Here is a 17,988-nt window from a genome sequence, read left to right on the forward strand (position 1 = left end):
ATATGAAGTTAATTCAATTCTTTGTTTGCAAAATTAACTTTTTAGGGCTAAGGATTCTTGCACATATCATTCAAAAAATATAATAATTGTGGCAAAGTGCTGGGTAATCTTAAATTTATCTTTCATGATTTAAAAGTTTAAGGTGGGCGTGTGAGGCATAGAATACGAAAGTTCGCATTCTTTTTGTTCATTTGTTTTTTTTGGTATTAATCTAGAATTGTGAATTTCCCCTGCAAATATAAGTCATAAATTTCAATTGACATTATTTGTTATTTATATTTTATCTAATGATTTTTCTTACGTTACATATATTGTTTGGCTATTGTGTTTATTCCCAAGTTGATAATATGTGATTATTATAACATTATTCAGAGTTGAAAGGAAACAAAAAAGGCATTTAAATCACGGGGGATTTAAATGCCTAATAGGATTGTTGTTAAGGATAATATTATTTCTTTTTAGGTTTACGACGTGCCCAACCATCCTCGCTAAAGTCTGGTTCTTCACCTCTTAGGTTCACCTTTTTCTCGTTAAAGAACTGACGCCAGTCGCCCAATTCTTCGCCTCTTTCAGTGTTATAACCTTTAGAGTTTCTTCCGCCTTGACGTCTTTCGCCATTTGAATTGCGTTGTCTTGAGCGTTTTTCGTATCTATTGTCCGAGTCGCCACCTGCATTTCTGCCACCAGTTGAGCGTCCTTTTTTGCCGTTAGATCCTTCTTCTGCGTCGTTACAACGAACCTCTCTATTCTTGTAAATGCTTCCGCTTAGAGCCTTCATCACCTTGTTTGCGTCTCTTTCAGGAACCTCAATGTAAGATATTTTGTCGAGAAGATCGATGTGACCAACTTGTTGTCTGCCCTTAACATTTTTGTTGATGAATTGCATTATCTCGCCTGGATAGAAGCCATCGGCCTTTCCTAGGTTGATGAAAAGACGCTTAAATCCCGACTCTACTGCACGAGGTGCACGGCGTTCGCCACTTCTTCGTTGTCCACTACCATCTCTTCTGTTGCCTTTCGAGCCTCGGTCTTCGCCTCTTCCTCTACTTGGTTTCTCGATAATAGGAGCGTTAGCATAGTATTCAAGGAATTTACCAAACTCCATACTAACAATCTTTTTGATGATATCTTCTTTGTCTACGTATTCAAAGTGACGATTGATTTCCGACAAGAAAGGTGCGATTTCTTCCTCGTTCACGTCTGCTTTCAATATTTGGTCCATCACCTTGTAAAGCTGTTTGCTGCATATTGCCTTTGCATCGGGTATTTCTCCTTCAACGAAAGCTTTGCTAATCACCTTTTCAATGGCGTGCATCTTACTGCGTTCACGGGTGTGCATAATCGAAATAGATGTACCTTTCTTACCTGCTCTACCTGTTCTTCCGCTTCGGTGAGTGTAACTTTCGATGTCATCGGGCAATCCAAAGTTGATAACATGTGTAAGATCATCAACGTCTAAGCCACGTGCTGCCACGTCGGTTGCAACGAGAAACTGCGTTGTATGCTTTCTAAATTTCTGCATAGTGAGGTCTCTTTGTTGTTGAGAGAGGTCTCCGTGCAGTGCTTCAGCGTTGTATCCATCGTGAATAAGCTTGTCGGCAATCTCTTGAGTTTCACGTTTTGTGCGACAGAAGATAATTGCAAAGATGCTTGGATAATAGTCTACGATGCGCTTTAGTGCAAGATATTTGTCCTTTGCGTTCACCATATAGTAGATATGATTAACACTTTCGGCTCCTTCGTTACGGCTTCCTACAACTATTTCCTTGTGGTTGGTGAGATAATTGCGTGCAATTCGCTCTATTTCTTTACTCATTGTAGCCGAGAAAAGCAAAGTGTTTCTATCTTTAGGAACACACTCTAAAATTTCGTTAATGCTTTCAGAGAAACCCATATTCAACATTTCATCGGCTTCATCTAGCACAACATTGGTTACATTTTCGAGCTTTGCCACCCCACGATGAATCAAATCGATGAGTCGTCCTGGTGTTGCTACAATTATTTGAGTACCTTTTTTAAGTGCTTTAATTTGTGTTTCAATAGATGTACCACCATAAACAGGCACCACAGTTAAGCCTTTGATATATTTAGAAAAGTCGCTTAAGCTGTCAGAAATCTGCAAACATAGCTCACGAGTAGGTGATAATATGAGTGCTTGAGTGTGCTTTTGTTGTGGATTAACTTTTTGAATGAGTGGTAAACCGTATGCTGCTGTTTTGCCAGTTCCTGTTTGTGCAAGTGCAATAACATCGTTACCTTCTCCTAATAAATATGGAATAACTTCTTCTTGTACAGGTGTTGGATGCTCAAAACCTAATTCTTCGATGGCTTGGCGAATCTCTTCGCTAATGCCTAACATTTCAAATGTCTTCAATTTTTCTTTTTTTTTATGATTAAAATTATTTGAGCATCTTGTGTGTCCCCGTCACAATAATGACACCATATATGCTCAACTTTCTATTAAAACAAAGGCTTCAACGCCATCTCTGCTCACTTGCAACGAGTGGGTTGAAGCCTTTATCGGGTGCAAAGGTAATAAAAATAATACAGAAAACGTGCTTTTTCTCGAACCTTTGCAATTTATTTTTCAATCGCCCTATGCTCAAGTCATTGGGCAAGGGGCTTCTGATTATTCTATTGGTGCGATGCTTTTTAGGCGCACACGGCAGTCTTCTAATATCGAGTTAAGCTCGTTTACAGTGTTAGCTCTTAGCATAGCGATGCGGGTTTGCTTAAAGTCTGGAATGCCTTTGAATATCGGACTTGATGCAAGATGACGTCGAGTGTGAAGTATTCCACGATATTCGTCGATCTTTTCGACATTTATTTCGAGTTGTTCTTTTAAGATATCGATTTTGTCGTCGATAGTAAGAGCCGTGTTCGTGCCATCAATTCCTTGAATCAACTCATTCATTTCCTTAAACACCCATGGGCGTCCAAAGGTAGCTCTACCCACCATTACAGCGTCAACGCCATATTGTTCGAAAGCCATTTTCGCCTCTTCGGCAGTGGTGATGTCACCATTTCCGATGATAGGGATATGAATTCTGGGATTGTCTTTCACCTCTTTTATAAGCGACCAGTCGGCATTTCCCGTGTACATTTGCGCCCTTGTTCGGCCGTGAATGGTTAGGGCTTCGATACCACAATCTTGTAATTGTTCGGCAAGAGTTGTGATAACCAAGTTCTCGCTGTCCCAACCTAGGCGGGTTTTTACCGTTACAGGCGTTTTAACTGCTTTGACAACCTCTCTCGTAATGTCTAACATAAGGGGTATATTGCGCAACATTCCCGATCCAGCTCCTTTGCTTGCCACCTTCTTAACAGGGCAACCAAAGTTCAAATCGATAACATCTGGCGACACCTGTTCAACGATTTTGGCCGCCTCTACCATCGATTCTACATCACGACCATATATCTGAATGCCCACAGGTCGTTCGCTATCTGCAATAGAAAGCTTGTTGATGGTAGATTTTATGTTGCGCACTAATGCTTCAGCACTAACGAATTCGGTATATACCATCGCTGCTCCGAAACGCTTACAAAGCATTCGAAAGCCTATATCTGTTACGTCTTCCATTGGCGCAAGGAACAAAGGTTTCTCGCCAAGGTCTATATTTCTTATCTTCATTGTTAATTTATTCGTGTGTAAGAGCCATCGCCCTTTTTGTTGATATATTATTGGTTATCCTTAAATGTCTTTTTGTGTGGTGGACTATAACATTAATAAATGATAGCTTCCGCCTGCCATTGCCCTCACAATACCTTTCATTTCTAGTTCGAAGAGCACTGCCGATAGTTTACCAATGGATAGGTCTGTTTGTGCAAGGAGTATATTTATTTGTAGGTTGTTGTGTTTTTTTAGAATGTCAACCACCTTTTGTTCGTCGGCATTGAGTGTGGGAAACAATTCTCGTTCAATACCTTTTTCTTTTGCTTTGTTGAGCAATGAGATGTTCTCCCAATTCATATTTACCACCAAGTCGTTAGCCGAAGTGATGAGAGCCGCCCCATTTTGAGCAATAAGAGCGTTGCACCCTTCGCTATAAGGGGCACCTACTGCCCCAGGAAAGGCAAAAACATCTCTCGAATAGTCCTTCGCAATACCTGCAGTTATCAAGCCTCCGCCCTTCAAAGCACTCTCCACTAAGATACAAGCATCGCACATTCCAGCCACAATTCGATTTCTTCTCACAAAATTCATCTTGTCGGCTTTCGTGTTGGTGCAATACTCTGTGAGCAATCCTCCATGCGAAAGCATTTGCAATGCCGTTTCTTTATGAGCGTGAGGGTATAGGTAATCGAGTCCATGAGCCAACACTCCAACCGTTTCAAAATGATAATCGAGAGCCATGCGATGTGCATTGATGTCTACACCATAAGCCAAACCGCTCACAATAAGCACGTCGGGACAGAGCCTTTGCAATTCCATTATTAGATGTTTAATGAGGTCTTGCCCATAATGCGTGCATTTTCTTGTTCCCACAATCGATATAATGCGTTGCTTATTGAGGTTTGCCGATCCTTTATAGAAAAGGGTTAATGGTGCATCTACGCATTCTTTTAATCGTTGTGGATATCGTTCGTCGCCCCAGCAAAGCACCTCTACACCATTGTTTTGCGCCCAAGAGAATTCTTGCTCGGCTTGAATTAAGACACGATCAGCATTTTTAAGCGTTTCAATCAGTTTGTCCGAGGCATCGGGGAGCACATCTTTTATATTGTTTCGATGTTCTATGATGGCAGTTGCCGAGCCCAGTTTTTGTAGTATTTCGAGCGTTTCAGACAGCTTGTAAAAGCCCATCTTGCTCACTGCTATGGCGTTGATTATTTCTTGAGGTGTAGCTTTCATTTTAAGGTGGGGTGGGGCTTGAAGGTTGATTTTATGTTTTTTTGAGCAAGAACGGCTCAAGAATAGCATCTAATTCCTCACTCCTTCCAAGACGATTGTTAATGATGCAAGCCACGTCTACACTGGCTCTAAAGCACAATTGTCGTGTAGTGGCATTGTAAATGTCTTGATGAAAAGTGTAACGAATACCCTCTTTAGTGAGGTTGAGGCACGATTCGAAAGTGTCGTTGCTGCGCAATGGTGTTTTATATTGTAGGTTCATGCGAGCCACAACAGCATCGATTCCATTGTTATGAAGCTCTGTAAAGTTTGCACCAGCATGTTTTAAGAATTCGTGTCGTGTGTGTTCTATGTAGTGAAGATAGTTAGCATTGTTCACAATACCCTGCAAGTCGCATTCATAGTCACGAACGCTCATCTTCATTGTAAATACATATTCCATTTTTATCTTATTTAAATTTATATCTCACTTATTGTTGCTTGTCGTGCAAGAGCGCAAAAAATCGAATCCAAAACGGCATCTCAAGCAGTCTTTCTTTGTGCAATACTCGTTGTTTAGCTGAAGAAGAGCCTGAGTATCGCCTGCCGATTCGATCTTAAAACCACTTTTTTCCCAGTGCGTAATGATGTGGTTTTGTTCTGGTTGAAGCTGTTCCCACAATTCAATTGCATCGTTGCACAACTGCGCTTTGTTGCTATATTTGCCATAAGCGAACAGCAAAGGCACGATGGTGTTGATGATAATAAGTTCTATCGAGCCTTTTGTTAGCTGTTTAGAAGTCTTTTTCGAGTGTGTTCCGAACGTGTAGTGATGTTGCCAATAGTTGCTTGTTTCAAAGCAAAACATCTTTTGAATAGAGACAATGTCTTTGTTTTCGAGAATGGCTCGCCAACCTATTTGTCGCAGATGATATAGACTTGCTAGCTGAGCGATGCGTAGATGGGGGAAATTTTGTGGTCGAAGACGTAAAAATCTCCACTGCGAAGCCCTCATAGAAGACAGAGAAAACTTGTGCGAAAGATAGTTATACTCTTGCTCGAGTCTTGTGAAATAAGGGTCGTTTGCTATCTTTTGGCTCTGAACTTCATTCATCTGACTTTTATCTAACAAGCCCGCAAGTCCTAAAAACAATGCCTCAACCTGCAACAAGTCGTCTCGATGGTGATCTATTGCGTGCAATGGCACATTGAAAGCCCATTCTTCGAAGGCGTTATTGTTGATTCCAAAGCCGAAATTTCGTGCAAGGGTTACGAAGAAAACCTGCTCCCACGAGCTGTTACACTTGTCGAGTCGTTCAAAAATAGCCTTTGTTTTGCGTTCCAATCGCTCAGTTTGCAATGCGCAAAGCCACGCTCTTTGCTTAATTTTAGGCATGTTGGCAGCATGCAGATAGCATGGCGGTTGCTGTGTGTTGGGCTTGATTAACTTTTGATAAGAGGTCTCTATTTGAGGCGGAATGGTAAGCTTTATTTGTTCTAATTGTCGTCCTTTGCTCGTTATGGCAGTGGTGTCAATCTCTGCACATACATGAAGAATGACGTTATCGTAGCGTTCATCGGTGTCGTGATGATGCAAAAACCATTCTGAAGCCTTGCAATGAATCTCTACATTGCCCACCCATTCGGTGTTGTCGATTCGTATTTTCGCATTGAAAAAGTCGGGACCAGCGTTAGTGTTATACCTCCCTTGATCGATTATTTCAACGTTTTTGCCCTCTGTTGTAACGAACTTTGAGAGCGAAAATAGTTTGTTTTTCCAAATGTAGTGTAGCAGTTGTTCCATGGTTAAGACGTAGTTTGAATGTTACAAAGTTAATTATTTTTTATTTGTTATGCAATAGAAAAGAACGAGAACCTTTGGTAATGAAATAAATGAGTAAAGTCTTTGTGTAGAGGCTATTAACCCTTTGTTTTTGAAAAGCATTGATATTGTGTTTCAAAAGCAGTCCTTTTAGATTGTAAAAACAATGCAATTGAGAGGTAAAATCATTGCTTTTGAAGATCAATAAAAAAGATGTGATTTTGTATATAAAAAAATAGAATATCAAAAAAAGTCTGTATTTATTTCTATAATCATACTGGTTAGACGTTAAAAAAATAATTATTTTGAACAAATCCATATTAAAATAATATGATATTATAGTTTTTTTGTATTTTTGCATGCGAGAATTTTAAATACTCAAGGAGTTTTTTTGTTTATCTTTCTGTAGTGATACCATAAGATAAATCAAGATTTCGTAACAAAAAAAATAATCATTAATGACAAGAAAGAGTGCATCAAGCCAAACAAGAAAAATGTTTTTCTTGTTTTTATTTAATGCTGTCCTCCTATTTTTTTCTCATTCTTTGAATGCAGGAGCACAAGTATTAAACAAAAATTTCTCTATCTCTTTTAAAGAAAAGAGCGTTGCTTACATCTTAGATTTCTTATCTAGTAAAGGCGAATACAAGGTGAATTATACCGATGATGTGAAGAACGACTCATTAACTCTAACAATATCATTTGATAATGTGGATGAATTGAGTGCTGTTCAAAGCGTTTTGAAAGGTACATCTTTTACCTATAATGTAGATGGAAAAGCTATTAATGTGTTCAAAATGCAAAAGAACACAGCAGGTAAATACACCCTTAAAGGCTTTGTAAAAGATAAAGATGGTGGAGGTGTTCCACTTGCTACAGTGCAAATTAAAGGTACTTCGATAGGAACAAGTGCCGACATGGATGGTAACTTTACACTTCTTGTAGATAAAGAACATGGTGATGTAACCATATCGAGCGTTGGTTATGAAACAAAAACGCTTAAATACGACACCAATAAACATTTAACAATAACCCTTCCTTCATCGGCTTATATGGTGGGCGAGGTGTCGGTTATTGCTTATGGTAAACGAAATACACGTGAACAAGTGGGTGCAATTGGTTCAGTTAAAGCCGAAGACCTACAAAAAACACCCTCACCCAGTGTAGAAAACCTTCTTCAAGGTCGTGTAGCTGGTGTGGATATTACCAACCTTTCGGGCTCTCCTGGTGGTAGAGGATCGAAGATTACGATTCGTGGTTTTAGCTCATTGAACCAAAAAGGCGTGAACGATGGAACACCATTGTTCGTTATCGATGGTGTACCTGTAACGAGTGGATCGTCTGAAAGCACTGGAGGTATCAACCCATTGTCGGGCTTAGACCCCTCAAGTATCGAGAGTGTGCAAGTGTTGAAAGATGCTGCTTCGGCTTCTTTGTATGGTTCGAGAGCAGGAAATGGTGTGATTTTGATTACAACTAAAAAGGGTAAGGCTGGTAAGTCGGAAGTGAATATCAACGTTTCGCAATCGCTTTCGTGGCTACCAAATACTCCAACACAGATCTTAGGTAAAGGAGAAAGAGAAATTGCCTTGCTAATGGCAAAGCAACAACGCACTTCTCACTATGATTATATCACCGATAAACTTGTTTCCCCCAATTCTTATAAAGACTCATACGGCTGGAGTATTGACGGGGATGGTGCTTATGACTATCTTTGGAGAAATGGTAATGTGGTGGAAGGAGACAGACGTTTGCCTTCTATTGCACAAGACTCGTTGAACACCTTCTATAATAATAGAACCAACTGGTGGAAATATGCCTTCAGAGTTGGACGTGTTACTAAGGCAGACGTACAGCTTTCGGGCGGTACAGAAAATGTGCGCTATCTAGTAAATGGTGGCGTTTACGATGAAACTGGTATCATGATTAGCTCTAACTTCCGTAGATATAGCTTGTTAACCAACTTGGATTTCAACCTATCTACAAAGTTAAGCTTGTACTCAAGAATTAACTTAACCTACACAACTCAAGAGGCTGGCTCAGATATGGGACGTGTTCAAGGTCTTACTTTCGATCCTAAACGAACCCCTACTGTGCTCCCTGGTAAAGGAAGTATTGCTGAAAAAGAAGCTCTTAAGCAGTTACGTGATATCGATAAAACCAACTCTAACTATAATATGAGAATGAGCTTAGGTTTGAACTATCAAATCCTTAAAGGCTTGAAGTTTACCTCTTCGTTCTCGTTAGACCAATACTTTACACGTGTTTATACCTTCACTCCAACCTATTTGAAATACGACAAGTTGTCTGAAGCACAAGGTTCGAACATCGCTATGACTGGTATTCAAACCGAAAACTTGCTTACCTACAACCTAAATCTACCTCATGAGCAGAAATTAGAGTTGTTAGCTGGTATGACATATAACTACGATTTGCTTCAAAACCTAACAGGTTCGGCAAAGGGTGGACCAACAAATAAGGTGAAATTTCCTGGAGAAGGCTGGCCAAGTCTTATCAACGACGGTTCGGGAACACCTAAAGCAGCTCAAACTTTCTTAGCAAACAAAGAAGAGCAAGCAATGCTTAGCTTCCTTGGACGTGTGGCTTATAACTATAAGAAGAAATACCTTGCAGAGCTATCATTACGTTCAGATGGTTCAAGTGTGTTTGGAAAAGATGTGCGTTGGGGTACTTTCCCATCAGTTGGACTAGGTTGGGCGTTTACAGAAGAACCTTATTTAAAAAAGCTTTGGTGGCTAAGTTTCGGTAAACTTCGTGCATCTTGGGGTAAATCAGGACAAAAGTTCCAAGAACCATACATTGCTCTTGGTGTGATGCAAGAAAGCGAAAAGTTCAATGGGGCATTAGGATTGATTCCTCAATCAATGGCAAATAAAAAACTAACATGGGAAGAAAGCGATCAATACGACTTGGGTTTAGACCTTCAGTTGCTCGATTATCGTCTTAAATTCAAAATAGATTACTATTATAAGTACTCAAGTAAGCTATTAATGCAAGCATATCTCCCTGGTAATGTCTTCCTTTCAGACCGTGTATGGGATAACGCTTCTGCTATCTCTAACGAGGGTATCGAGTTCGAAGTACAAGGAGATTTGATTAGAACAAAAGAACTTACTTGGTCGGTAGGCTTGAATTTGAGCCACAACCGCAACAAGTTGAGACAGACATATAATGGAGAAGACCTTAATGATAAGGTGCTTGGACGTCCCGTTTATGGTATTTATACCTATAAAGACGAGGGAATTGTGCAAAGAGAAGAGGATATTCCTACTTATTATAACGCAACAGGTAAGTTGATGCCACTATACTTCCAGTCGGCAAATAACCCACTTGGAGTAGGAGGAAGAAAGATTAAAGACCAAAACTTTGATGGTGTTATCGACGAAAAAGACCTTTACTATGCCGGAAGTACATTGCCAGCAGTGTATGGAGGTATCAATTCTCACCTCGAATGGAAAGGCTTTAATGTTGATGTTCTATTCAGTTACACTCTCGGAAGAAAGGTAATGAATATGTATAGAGGTGGTGCTTATACCTTTACTAAAGAGTTTGGTGTGATTATGAACAGCTTTAATGAAAAGGACTTCTGGACTCCTACCAACACAAATGCGAAGTATCCTTCACTTCATTATGCTGATAAAGACTATATCGGACAACATGATGGTAACGTAGACTCAAACATCGAAAACATCAGTTTCTTACGTCTTAAACAGCTTGTAGTGGGCTATCAATTGCCAAAGAAATGGCTAAAGGGATTCTTTATTAAAGACATCAACCTTTATTTAAGTGGTGAAAACCTCTTTATGTTAAGCAATTACTCTGGATTAGACCCAGAGATTATCAATCCTTACACTGGTAAAGATGATGGAACACAATATCCATTAAATCGTAAAGTTACATTCGGTGTTAATCTAAAATTCTAAAAGAGTATGAAGAAATTATTGCTTATAGGTGCTATGGGGTTAACCCTTGCATCGTGTAATCTAGATATATTACCAGAAAACGGTTTGACTTATTCAAACTCTTTCGAAACAGAACGTGAGTTAAACACCACAACTTCGTCAATTCTATATTACATAAACACAACAATTGGAGAGAATGCGATCTTCGCTATGGCTGGAGTTAAAGCCGATGCACTATTAGATGGAACTCAAGTTCGTGAGTGGAACCCACGCACAGTCATTGGTAGTGAGTATTCATGGAAAGGCTTATACGATATAATCTTTGAGTCGAACCTATTGTTAGACAATATTTATAGAACGCAAGGTCTAACCACTGAGCGTGAAAACTACCACAAAGGACAGGCTGAATTTGGTTTAGGTTTGGCATACTTTATGCTTGCTCAACGCTATGGAGATGCTATTATCACTGAGAACTCAAGTGCAATTAAGCCTTATCCTTTGTCAACTCAGAGCGAAGTGCTCAACACTGCGATTGAACATGCAAAGAAAGCGTATGACTTGTTGCCTACTCATGAAAACCTAAAGGATATCAATGGGGCAGTAGTTACCAATCGTCAGGTAGCTTCTAAGGGTACAGCAGCGGCTCTATTGGCACACTTGTATGCTTGGAGAGGTAGCGTAACAGAGTTGTATTCGCTACAAGGTAACGCACAAGAGGATTATAAAAATGCTGTGAATTATGCTTCGATAATTATCAATAATCAAGCAGGTCACTACGAATTGTGCAGCAGTCCTGAAACACTATGCGAATATTTGTCTGATCCAAGCAAAACAAATCCAGAGGCAATATTTAGTCTTTACTTCGATAAAACACGTTCTTCGAATGTAACTTCGCCTAACACAATTGCACGAAACTACGTGAGTTGGCCTGTAAAAGAAGATCAGCAATTAGCCGATTTGCCCACAACTACGCAGTTTAGTCTATACAAACAAACCATAAACGATTTGTTTCCTGATGCAACAGACCAACGTTTGCAAGCATTTTTCTATCAGTTCGACCAAGCTCATAACATAAATGGCGTTGATTATGCCATCATGTACAAGTTCAGAAAGGCGATAATGGATCCCGATCAGTATTCTGCAAGCGGCGTAAGCTATAGAACTGTAGACGCAGATTATGTTTATTGGCGTTTAGCCGACATCATATTGTTACGTGCTGAGTGCTATAATAAGCTCGGAAACACTGCTGATGCCACCACAGACTTGAACAAAATACGCACAAGAGCGGGTGCTTTAACCTATCCATCTACATACGATACAGATGGATTAAAGAAGGCAATATATCTCGAAAGAGTGAAAGAATTCATCGGAGAGAACGACGCTCGCTATGCAGATATCGTGCGAAACAATTACATTAAGGAAGAATTGCAAGGTAAGTTCACCCTTCTTACAGCACAAGACATCAAGAATGGTGCCCTATTCTTACCACTTCCTAAAGACGCTTGGCAAGATAAAGACGGACACATCACCAACACTTTGCTCCGTGAAAAGCCTTATTGGCAAGCTTACAACTAATACATTTGAATTTAAAAGAAATGAATATGAAAAGTATGAAATATTTCTTTGGTGCGCTTTCGTTCGTTGCTTCTACCTTTATGGCAACCAGTTGTACCGATTATAACTTAATAGATACAGGCGTAGCAAATGGAGATCACCAAACAACTATGTGGGAATACTTCAAAACCGACCCATATAATTGGGACTCATTGCGTGTTATGGCAGAGCGAGCAGACTTGGTTTCGGTGTTCCAAGGCACCAGTTCTTATGGCAAAGACATCACCTTCTTTGGTATAACCAACCACAGCATACGTCGCTATTTGTATGCTAATGGCTTGAAAAAAGTATCTGATATTCCTGTAGAAGATTGTAAAACATTCATTCTTAACAGCATCTTGCCAAAGAGAATCATGTTAGATGAATTCAAAACAGGTGTGAAGTCTTCTGGTGCGAGCAATCCAATAGGAACAGGAGGCGAAACCTTTACAATGGCATCTAACAACCCTTTGTGGATATATACATTTAGAGAAGATTATAATAATGTACCCAACGCAGGACCATTGCAAATATATCTTGTTTCAAGTACAACAACAAAAACTTCACATGTGGCATCTTCTAACATCCAAACGCTTACAGGTGTGGTGCATTCACTTGATTATAACTTTAGTTTAAAAGACTTTTAATTTATGAAAAAAAGAACTCTAAATATCACATTATTAGCATTTTTTGCTATTCTTACTATCTGCGTCACATCGTGTAGCAAGGTAAAAGTGGGCTATTTACGAACCTCTAGTGCTTCATTTACACCAGACTCGATGATTGTTGTTCGTCATCTTGATACTGAAAGCGATCGTTTTATCAATAAAACTCCATGGATATCTACCCGCATTCAAGGTGTAGCTGGAACCAATCCACTTAACTATGAGTTTGCAGGAGTAGAGACTTCTGACGGTGGAGACGCTACTGCTTTCGAGCAATTAGTGAAAGAAAAGAGAATAAGAGTAGAGGGTGGACTTGTTCTTATCTTTCAAGATGCTGTCGAAAAGCTAACGAATGGCAGATATGCTATAAGTATTAAGGTGTACAACGACGACCATTCTAGCGTTCTCAAGAATGCCTTTAAGGTGATTGTTCAAGATGAAGAATAAACCGAAAAGAAAGAGATGAGCCTAGAATAGGCTGTTTATAAACGAATCATATAACACAAAGAACGAATATGAAGAAGATATTTTTAATGCTATTTGCACTCCTTTCATTGGTGGCAAAGGCACAAACAGCAAATAATAATGCCTCTGTGGGCAATAAAGGAATTGTGTTTTTTAATGGTAGTTTCGCTGAAGCTTTAGCCGAAGCAAAGAAAACTAACAAGGCTCTTTTCGTGGATTTCTATGCTGTTTGGTGTGTTCCTTGCAAGCAAATGGCAAAGAATGTGTTTACATTAGAAGAGGTTGGAGATTATATCAACAAGCACTTCATCAGCTTACAGATAGATGCAGAGAAGCCAGAAAACGTAGAAATAGCTAAACAATATAAGGTAGAAGCCTATCCAACTGTGGCATTTATTGATGCAGAGGGAAAGCCTTTATCGGTCAATGTTGGTGCTTTGAACAAGCAAGAGCTATTAGATGCGGCTCAAATTGCAGCAGGCGAGAGTGTAAGTTTCGACGACTTATATAAGAAGTACAAAACTAATCCAGAAGACTTAGCTGTTCAACAAGAACTACTTCTTAAGGCTCCCAGTTTCTTGCAGGCGCAAGATGGTATCGAAGCAGATAAGTGGGTGACTCGAATTCAAAAGATATACCACAACTATGTGGCAACAAAGAATCCCAAAGAGCTTATTAATGCCAACGACTATCGCATCATTCTCACTCTTGAAGGCGAAGATAATAAAGAGCACAAGTTAGGTATTGTGAACATGATTAACAGCAATATCGACGAGTGGACCAAAGCTCTTGGCAAGGCACCAGCTTTCTATATTGTTGAAGCAAACGATGCTTTTGCAGAAGACTATGCTAAAGAAGCTAACATTAAGTATAAAGAATATGTCAACAACGTAAAGAGTCTTTATGCAAAAGCTTATAGCATTATTGCTCAACCAGGCGTTAATTCTTACGAGCATGCACAGCTTTATAACGATGCTTTGTATAATCTTTATAAGAACAAAGACGTTAAAGGGTATATCAAGGCAATGCAACAGTTGTTCGAAAAGATGGGAACAGCAGCTCAACCATCCGACTTTGGCAAGGCAGCTCAAAACCTTTACAATGCAGCTGCAAAGAGTTTGAAAAACGAAGACCATCAACAAGCTATCCAATGGGTAACAAAAGCTCTTCAAGGAGACGATGCAGTGATGGACAGAGTGAACTATATTGTGATGATTGGCGATTCTTATCGTGCGCTGAAAAACTACAGCAAGGCTCGTGAATACTATAACCAAGGCTTCGCAGAGTCGCTCAGAATGGAGAATATGGAAATGCCACAAGCAATGGTTCAAGGTGCTATTAAGCAGAAACTTGCTACTCTTGACTTACTCGAAAAATAATTTTTAAGATTAACGAGCCAATTAAAAGCGTTCTTTTTTATATCGAACAGTATTAACATTATAATGTTATTCTTTTTAATTGGCTCGTTTCTTTTTTCTCAATATCCTTTTGTTTATGAATAAACAACACACATTTCATTTGGCAAACCATTGGCTTTTAGCAGGTGTTTTGCTTTTTGTTAGTCTATTGCCCCAATGCCTTTGGGCGCAAAGCAACGTCCTTCGACAAGGTAAGTTGCCCAATGGTTTAACCTATTATATATATAACGACGGCAGTATTCCAGGCGAAGCACAATATTATCTTTATCAAAACGTGGGCGCAGTGCTCGAAGAAAACAACGAAACAGGATTGGCTCACTTCCTCGAACACTTAGCATTTAACACCACAGATCATTTTTCTGAAGGTGTGATGTCATTTCTTCGTCAAAACAATCTACACGACTTTGAGGCTTACACAGGCTTAGACGAAACTAAATATGCCGTTCATAACGTTCCCACCAACGATGCAAAGCTCAACGAAAAGATGCTGTTGGTGCTTAAAGATTGGTGTCATGGCATTAAAATATTGCCTAAAGACGTTGAAAAAGAACGTGGTATTGTGTTAGAAGAATGGCGACATCGTGCAGGACTTCAACGCCGATTAACCGATAGCATAGCTAATGTTGTTTACAATCATTCACGTTATGCAACCCGCAATGTAATCGGTTCAGAGGCTCGCATCAAAGCTTTCACAGCAAAAGAGTTGCGTGCGTTCTACGATAAATGGTATCGTCCCAATCTTCAGTTTGTAGCTATTATTGGTGATGTCAATTTAGATGAAACCGAAAAACAAGTGAAACGCATCTTTGGTTCACTTCCTTCTAAGGTTGCATCAACATCATCAACCGATCCAAGAGCTATCGAGAACAATAGCAATCCCTTATTTTATAGCTTTGTAGATAAAGAAAATAAAGAGGCTTCTTTGGGCGTTTACCAACGCAAAGAGATGAAAGGTAACATGCCAGAAGAAGACCGTTTGCGCTTCTTTCTCTTCACACAGATGTTCAATAAGCTTGCTCCTCGTCGCTTTGCAATGATTAAAAATGCCGATAAAGAGGCTTTTATCGCAGCAGAAGTGAGTCTTTCTGCTTTGGTAAGAAATCAATATCAAGTGGCTTGGGACGTAGTTCCTTATAACAACAAGGCGCAAGAAGCATTGCAACAGATCATGAATGTGCGTGGAGCTTTGCGTGATAAAGGATTTGGAAAGAGTGAATTCGAAGCTGAAAAGTCGGCAATGTATAAGGGAATGAAAGACGTTTTAGAGGCAAAAGGCTTGGGAACGCCCGATAATATCATGAATCTCTTTAAGCAAAACTTTTTATACAACACTCCAATAATTGATTTTAGAGCACAAATTCAGCGCAATATCGAGTCGTTAGTAGAGTTAGAAGTAGAAGATATCAATGCGTGGATGCACCATCTTTTGAATAATGATAACCTCTCGTTTATCACTTATTCAAAGAAAGCCAATGAACTTTCACTCACTGAAAACAACTTTGTCGAGGCTTTGAAGACAAGCAACGGACAAAAAGCAGAACTCTTTTCAGATACTCAAAACATCACTCAACTCATCGATTTCCCACTCACTTCGGGCAAAATAGTGTCTGAAAAGCAACTAAAAGAATTGAATGCAAAAGAATGGAAGCTAAGCAATGGCGCACGAGTGTTGTATAAGTATCTTCCAGAAGCAAAGGGACGTGTGTTCTTTGCAGCCTCTTCAGAAGGCGGTCGCTCTGTTGTTGCTCCACAACATTTTGCCAACTACACCGCAATGCGTGGTTTGTTGATGCAGTCGGGCGTGTATAAATATAGTAGAAACGACCTTGCTGCGTGGCTACAAAACAAAGACTTCGATCTTTCTTTGGCACTCGAAGACTATTCGAATGGCATCGGTGGCAACACATCGGCAACACAATTAGGCGACTTTTTGGCTTATGTGCACCTCATTTTAACCAAGCACAACTTCTCAAAGAGCGTCTTCGATAAGTATGTTCAACGCAGTAAGTACCTCTATAACAACAAAAGTACAGCAGGAATGGAAGCCATTCAAGATTCAATTCAAATGCTTCTTTTCCCACCAAGCGCAGCTAATCCAGTGCAAAACGAAGCTTTCTTCGATCAAATGCAATGGAGCGAGTTACCTGCAACATTCGATAAAAACTTCGGTAACGCAGCTCTCTTCACTTATTGTTTAGTGGGCGACGTGCCAGAAAGCACCGCAAAAGAACTTGTGTTGAAATATATTGGCTCGTTAAAGGGCGATGCAAGCGTTCAAAAACCAAAGGTTCAGTCACTCGATTTCGCTTCAGATGCAAAAGAAATAAAGCATACTTTCGTTACAGATCTCGATGGTGACATGGCAGAAATAGAGGTTTCTTATCTCAATAACGTAAAACTCACCGACAAAGAGCAAGCAGCTTTAGAGGTGATGCGTTCTATTTTAGAAAGCCGTTACTTTGAAGAATTGCGAGAGAAAGAACACCTTACCTACACTGTTGGTGTGAAAACCAGTTACACTTCGCAACCAGCTACGGCAGAAAACATCAGCATTCACCTTTCAACCTCACGTCCTGAAGTAGACAAGGTGTTAGCAAAAATGTACAGCATTCTTAACGATATCAAGCAACAACGCTTCTCAATAGATGAGTTTAAGGCAGCTCTTGTTCCACTTGCAGTAGACGAAGAGAGCGAAGGCGACCCACAATCGGCTCTTAATCCATCGCTTTGGTTAGGTTTATTAAACGTATATGCAGAAACAGGCGAGCAGCTAACACCACAAGAAAGCAATGCCGTTGAGCCAGTGTTTAATAAGCTAACCCCTCAAGACATTGCCGCAGTTGCAACTAAGGTGTTCGATAATGCCAAGCACAGAGAGATTGTTGTGAAGGCAATCGACCCAGAAAAGAAACAATGGGAAAAGTAAAACACCCCTCATTGGCATAGAACTCGGTTCATTTCAGAACCAATTAAACAACATATAACGGTGCATTTCTTTCAACGAAAAGAGGTGCATCGTTTTTCTTTTATAGCCTTCTTGTCTACTTCTAAGATATCGCTTCTTCGCCTATTGTGCTCCCTTTATTTTCCTATTTCTCATCCCTTGTTCAACTATCGCAAAAACACCCGTTTGTAAAAGCATTGATATTGATGAGCAAAAGCGTTGCAATTGAGGGGCAAAAGCATTGCTATTGGTAGGTAAAAGCATTGCGCTTGTTGGATGTATGTGCAGAAAGGCGGTGTAAAGGGCATTCAAAGGCATGGTGTTGAG

The 17,988-nt window shown here is 39.8% G+C and carries 11 protein-coding genes; 6 read left to right on the forward strand and 5 right to left on the reverse strand.

Annotated features, from left to right (window positions below; genetic code table 11):
• Nucleotides 1-448: 448 nt before the first annotated feature.
• From HMPREF0669_RS07975 to HMPREF0669_RS07995, 5 genes are all read right to left on the reverse strand, one after another.
• A complete protein-coding gene (locus HMPREF0669_RS07975) occupies nt 449-2,374 on the reverse strand; it encodes a DEAD/DEAH box helicase (protein ID WP_009227980.1) in 1,926 nt (641 codons plus the stop codon).
• 255 nt (nt 2,375-2,629) lie between these two features.
• A complete protein-coding gene (dusB, locus tag HMPREF0669_RS07980) occupies nt 2,630-3,631 on the reverse strand; it encodes a tRNA dihydrouridine synthase DusB (RefSeq protein WP_009227979.1) in 1,002 nt (333 codons plus the stop codon).
• Between the two features lie 84 nt (nt 3,632-3,715).
• A complete protein-coding gene (gene dprA / locus HMPREF0669_RS07985; protein ID WP_009227978.1) occupies nt 3,716-4,852 on the reverse strand; it encodes a DNA-processing protein DprA in 1,137 nt (378 codons plus the stop codon).
• 31 nt (nt 4,853-4,883) lie between these two features.
• Nucleotides 4,884-5,294, reverse strand: coding sequence for a thioesterase family protein (locus tag HMPREF0669_RS07990; RefSeq protein WP_009227977.1), 411 nt, complete (start codon nt 5,292-5,294; stop codon nt 4,884-4,886).
• Nucleotides 5,295-5,318: 24 nt separating this feature from the next.
• Complete coding sequence (locus tag HMPREF0669_RS07995; protein WP_009227976.1) at nt 5,319-6,635, reverse strand: DUF2851 family protein; 1,317 nt, start codon at nt 6,633-6,635, stop codon at nt 5,319-5,321.
• Between the two features lie 512 nt (nt 6,636-7,147).
• Here HMPREF0669_RS07995 and HMPREF0669_RS08000 point away from each other — a divergent pair.
• The 6 genes from HMPREF0669_RS08000 (at nt 7,148) to HMPREF0669_RS08025 (ending at nt 17,643) form a co-directional block, all read left to right on the forward strand.
• On the forward strand, nt 7,148-10,597 hold the full coding sequence (locus HMPREF0669_RS08000; RefSeq protein WP_051148218.1) for a SusC/RagA family TonB-linked outer membrane protein: 3,450 nt from the start codon (nt 7,148-7,150) through the stop codon (nt 10,595-10,597).
• A 6-nt stretch (nt 10,598-10,603) separates the two neighbouring features.
• Nucleotides 10,604-12,151: a RagB/SusD family nutrient uptake outer membrane protein gene (locus HMPREF0669_RS08005; protein WP_020967329.1), complete on the forward strand. Its 1,548-nt coding sequence runs from the start codon at nt 10,604-10,606 to the stop codon at nt 12,149-12,151.
• 35 nt (nt 12,152-12,186) lie between these two features.
• Complete coding sequence (locus HMPREF0669_RS08010; RefSeq protein WP_051148219.1) at nt 12,187-12,816, forward strand: hypothetical protein; 630 nt, start codon at nt 12,187-12,189, stop codon at nt 12,814-12,816.
• A 3-nt stretch (nt 12,817-12,819) separates the two neighbouring features.
• On the forward strand, nt 12,820-13,281 hold the full coding sequence (locus tag HMPREF0669_RS08015; protein WP_009227972.1) for a hypothetical protein: 462 nt from the start codon (nt 12,820-12,822) through the stop codon (nt 13,279-13,281).
• Nucleotides 13,282-13,349: 68 nt separating this feature from the next.
• Complete coding sequence (locus HMPREF0669_RS08020) at nt 13,350-14,678, forward strand: thioredoxin fold domain-containing protein (RefSeq protein ID WP_009227971.1); 1,329 nt, start codon at nt 13,350-13,352, stop codon at nt 14,676-14,678.
• A 115-nt stretch (nt 14,679-14,793) separates the two neighbouring features.
• Nucleotides 14,794-17,643, forward strand: coding sequence for a pitrilysin family protein (locus HMPREF0669_RS08025; RefSeq protein ID WP_009227970.1), 2,850 nt, complete (start codon nt 14,794-14,796; stop codon nt 17,641-17,643).
• Nucleotides 17,644-17,988: the final 345 nt, after the last annotated feature.

This window comes from Prevotella sp. oral taxon 299 str. F0039, from assembly GCF_000163055.2.
Classification (GTDB): Bacteria; Bacteroidota; Bacteroidia; order Bacteroidales; family Bacteroidaceae; genus Prevotella.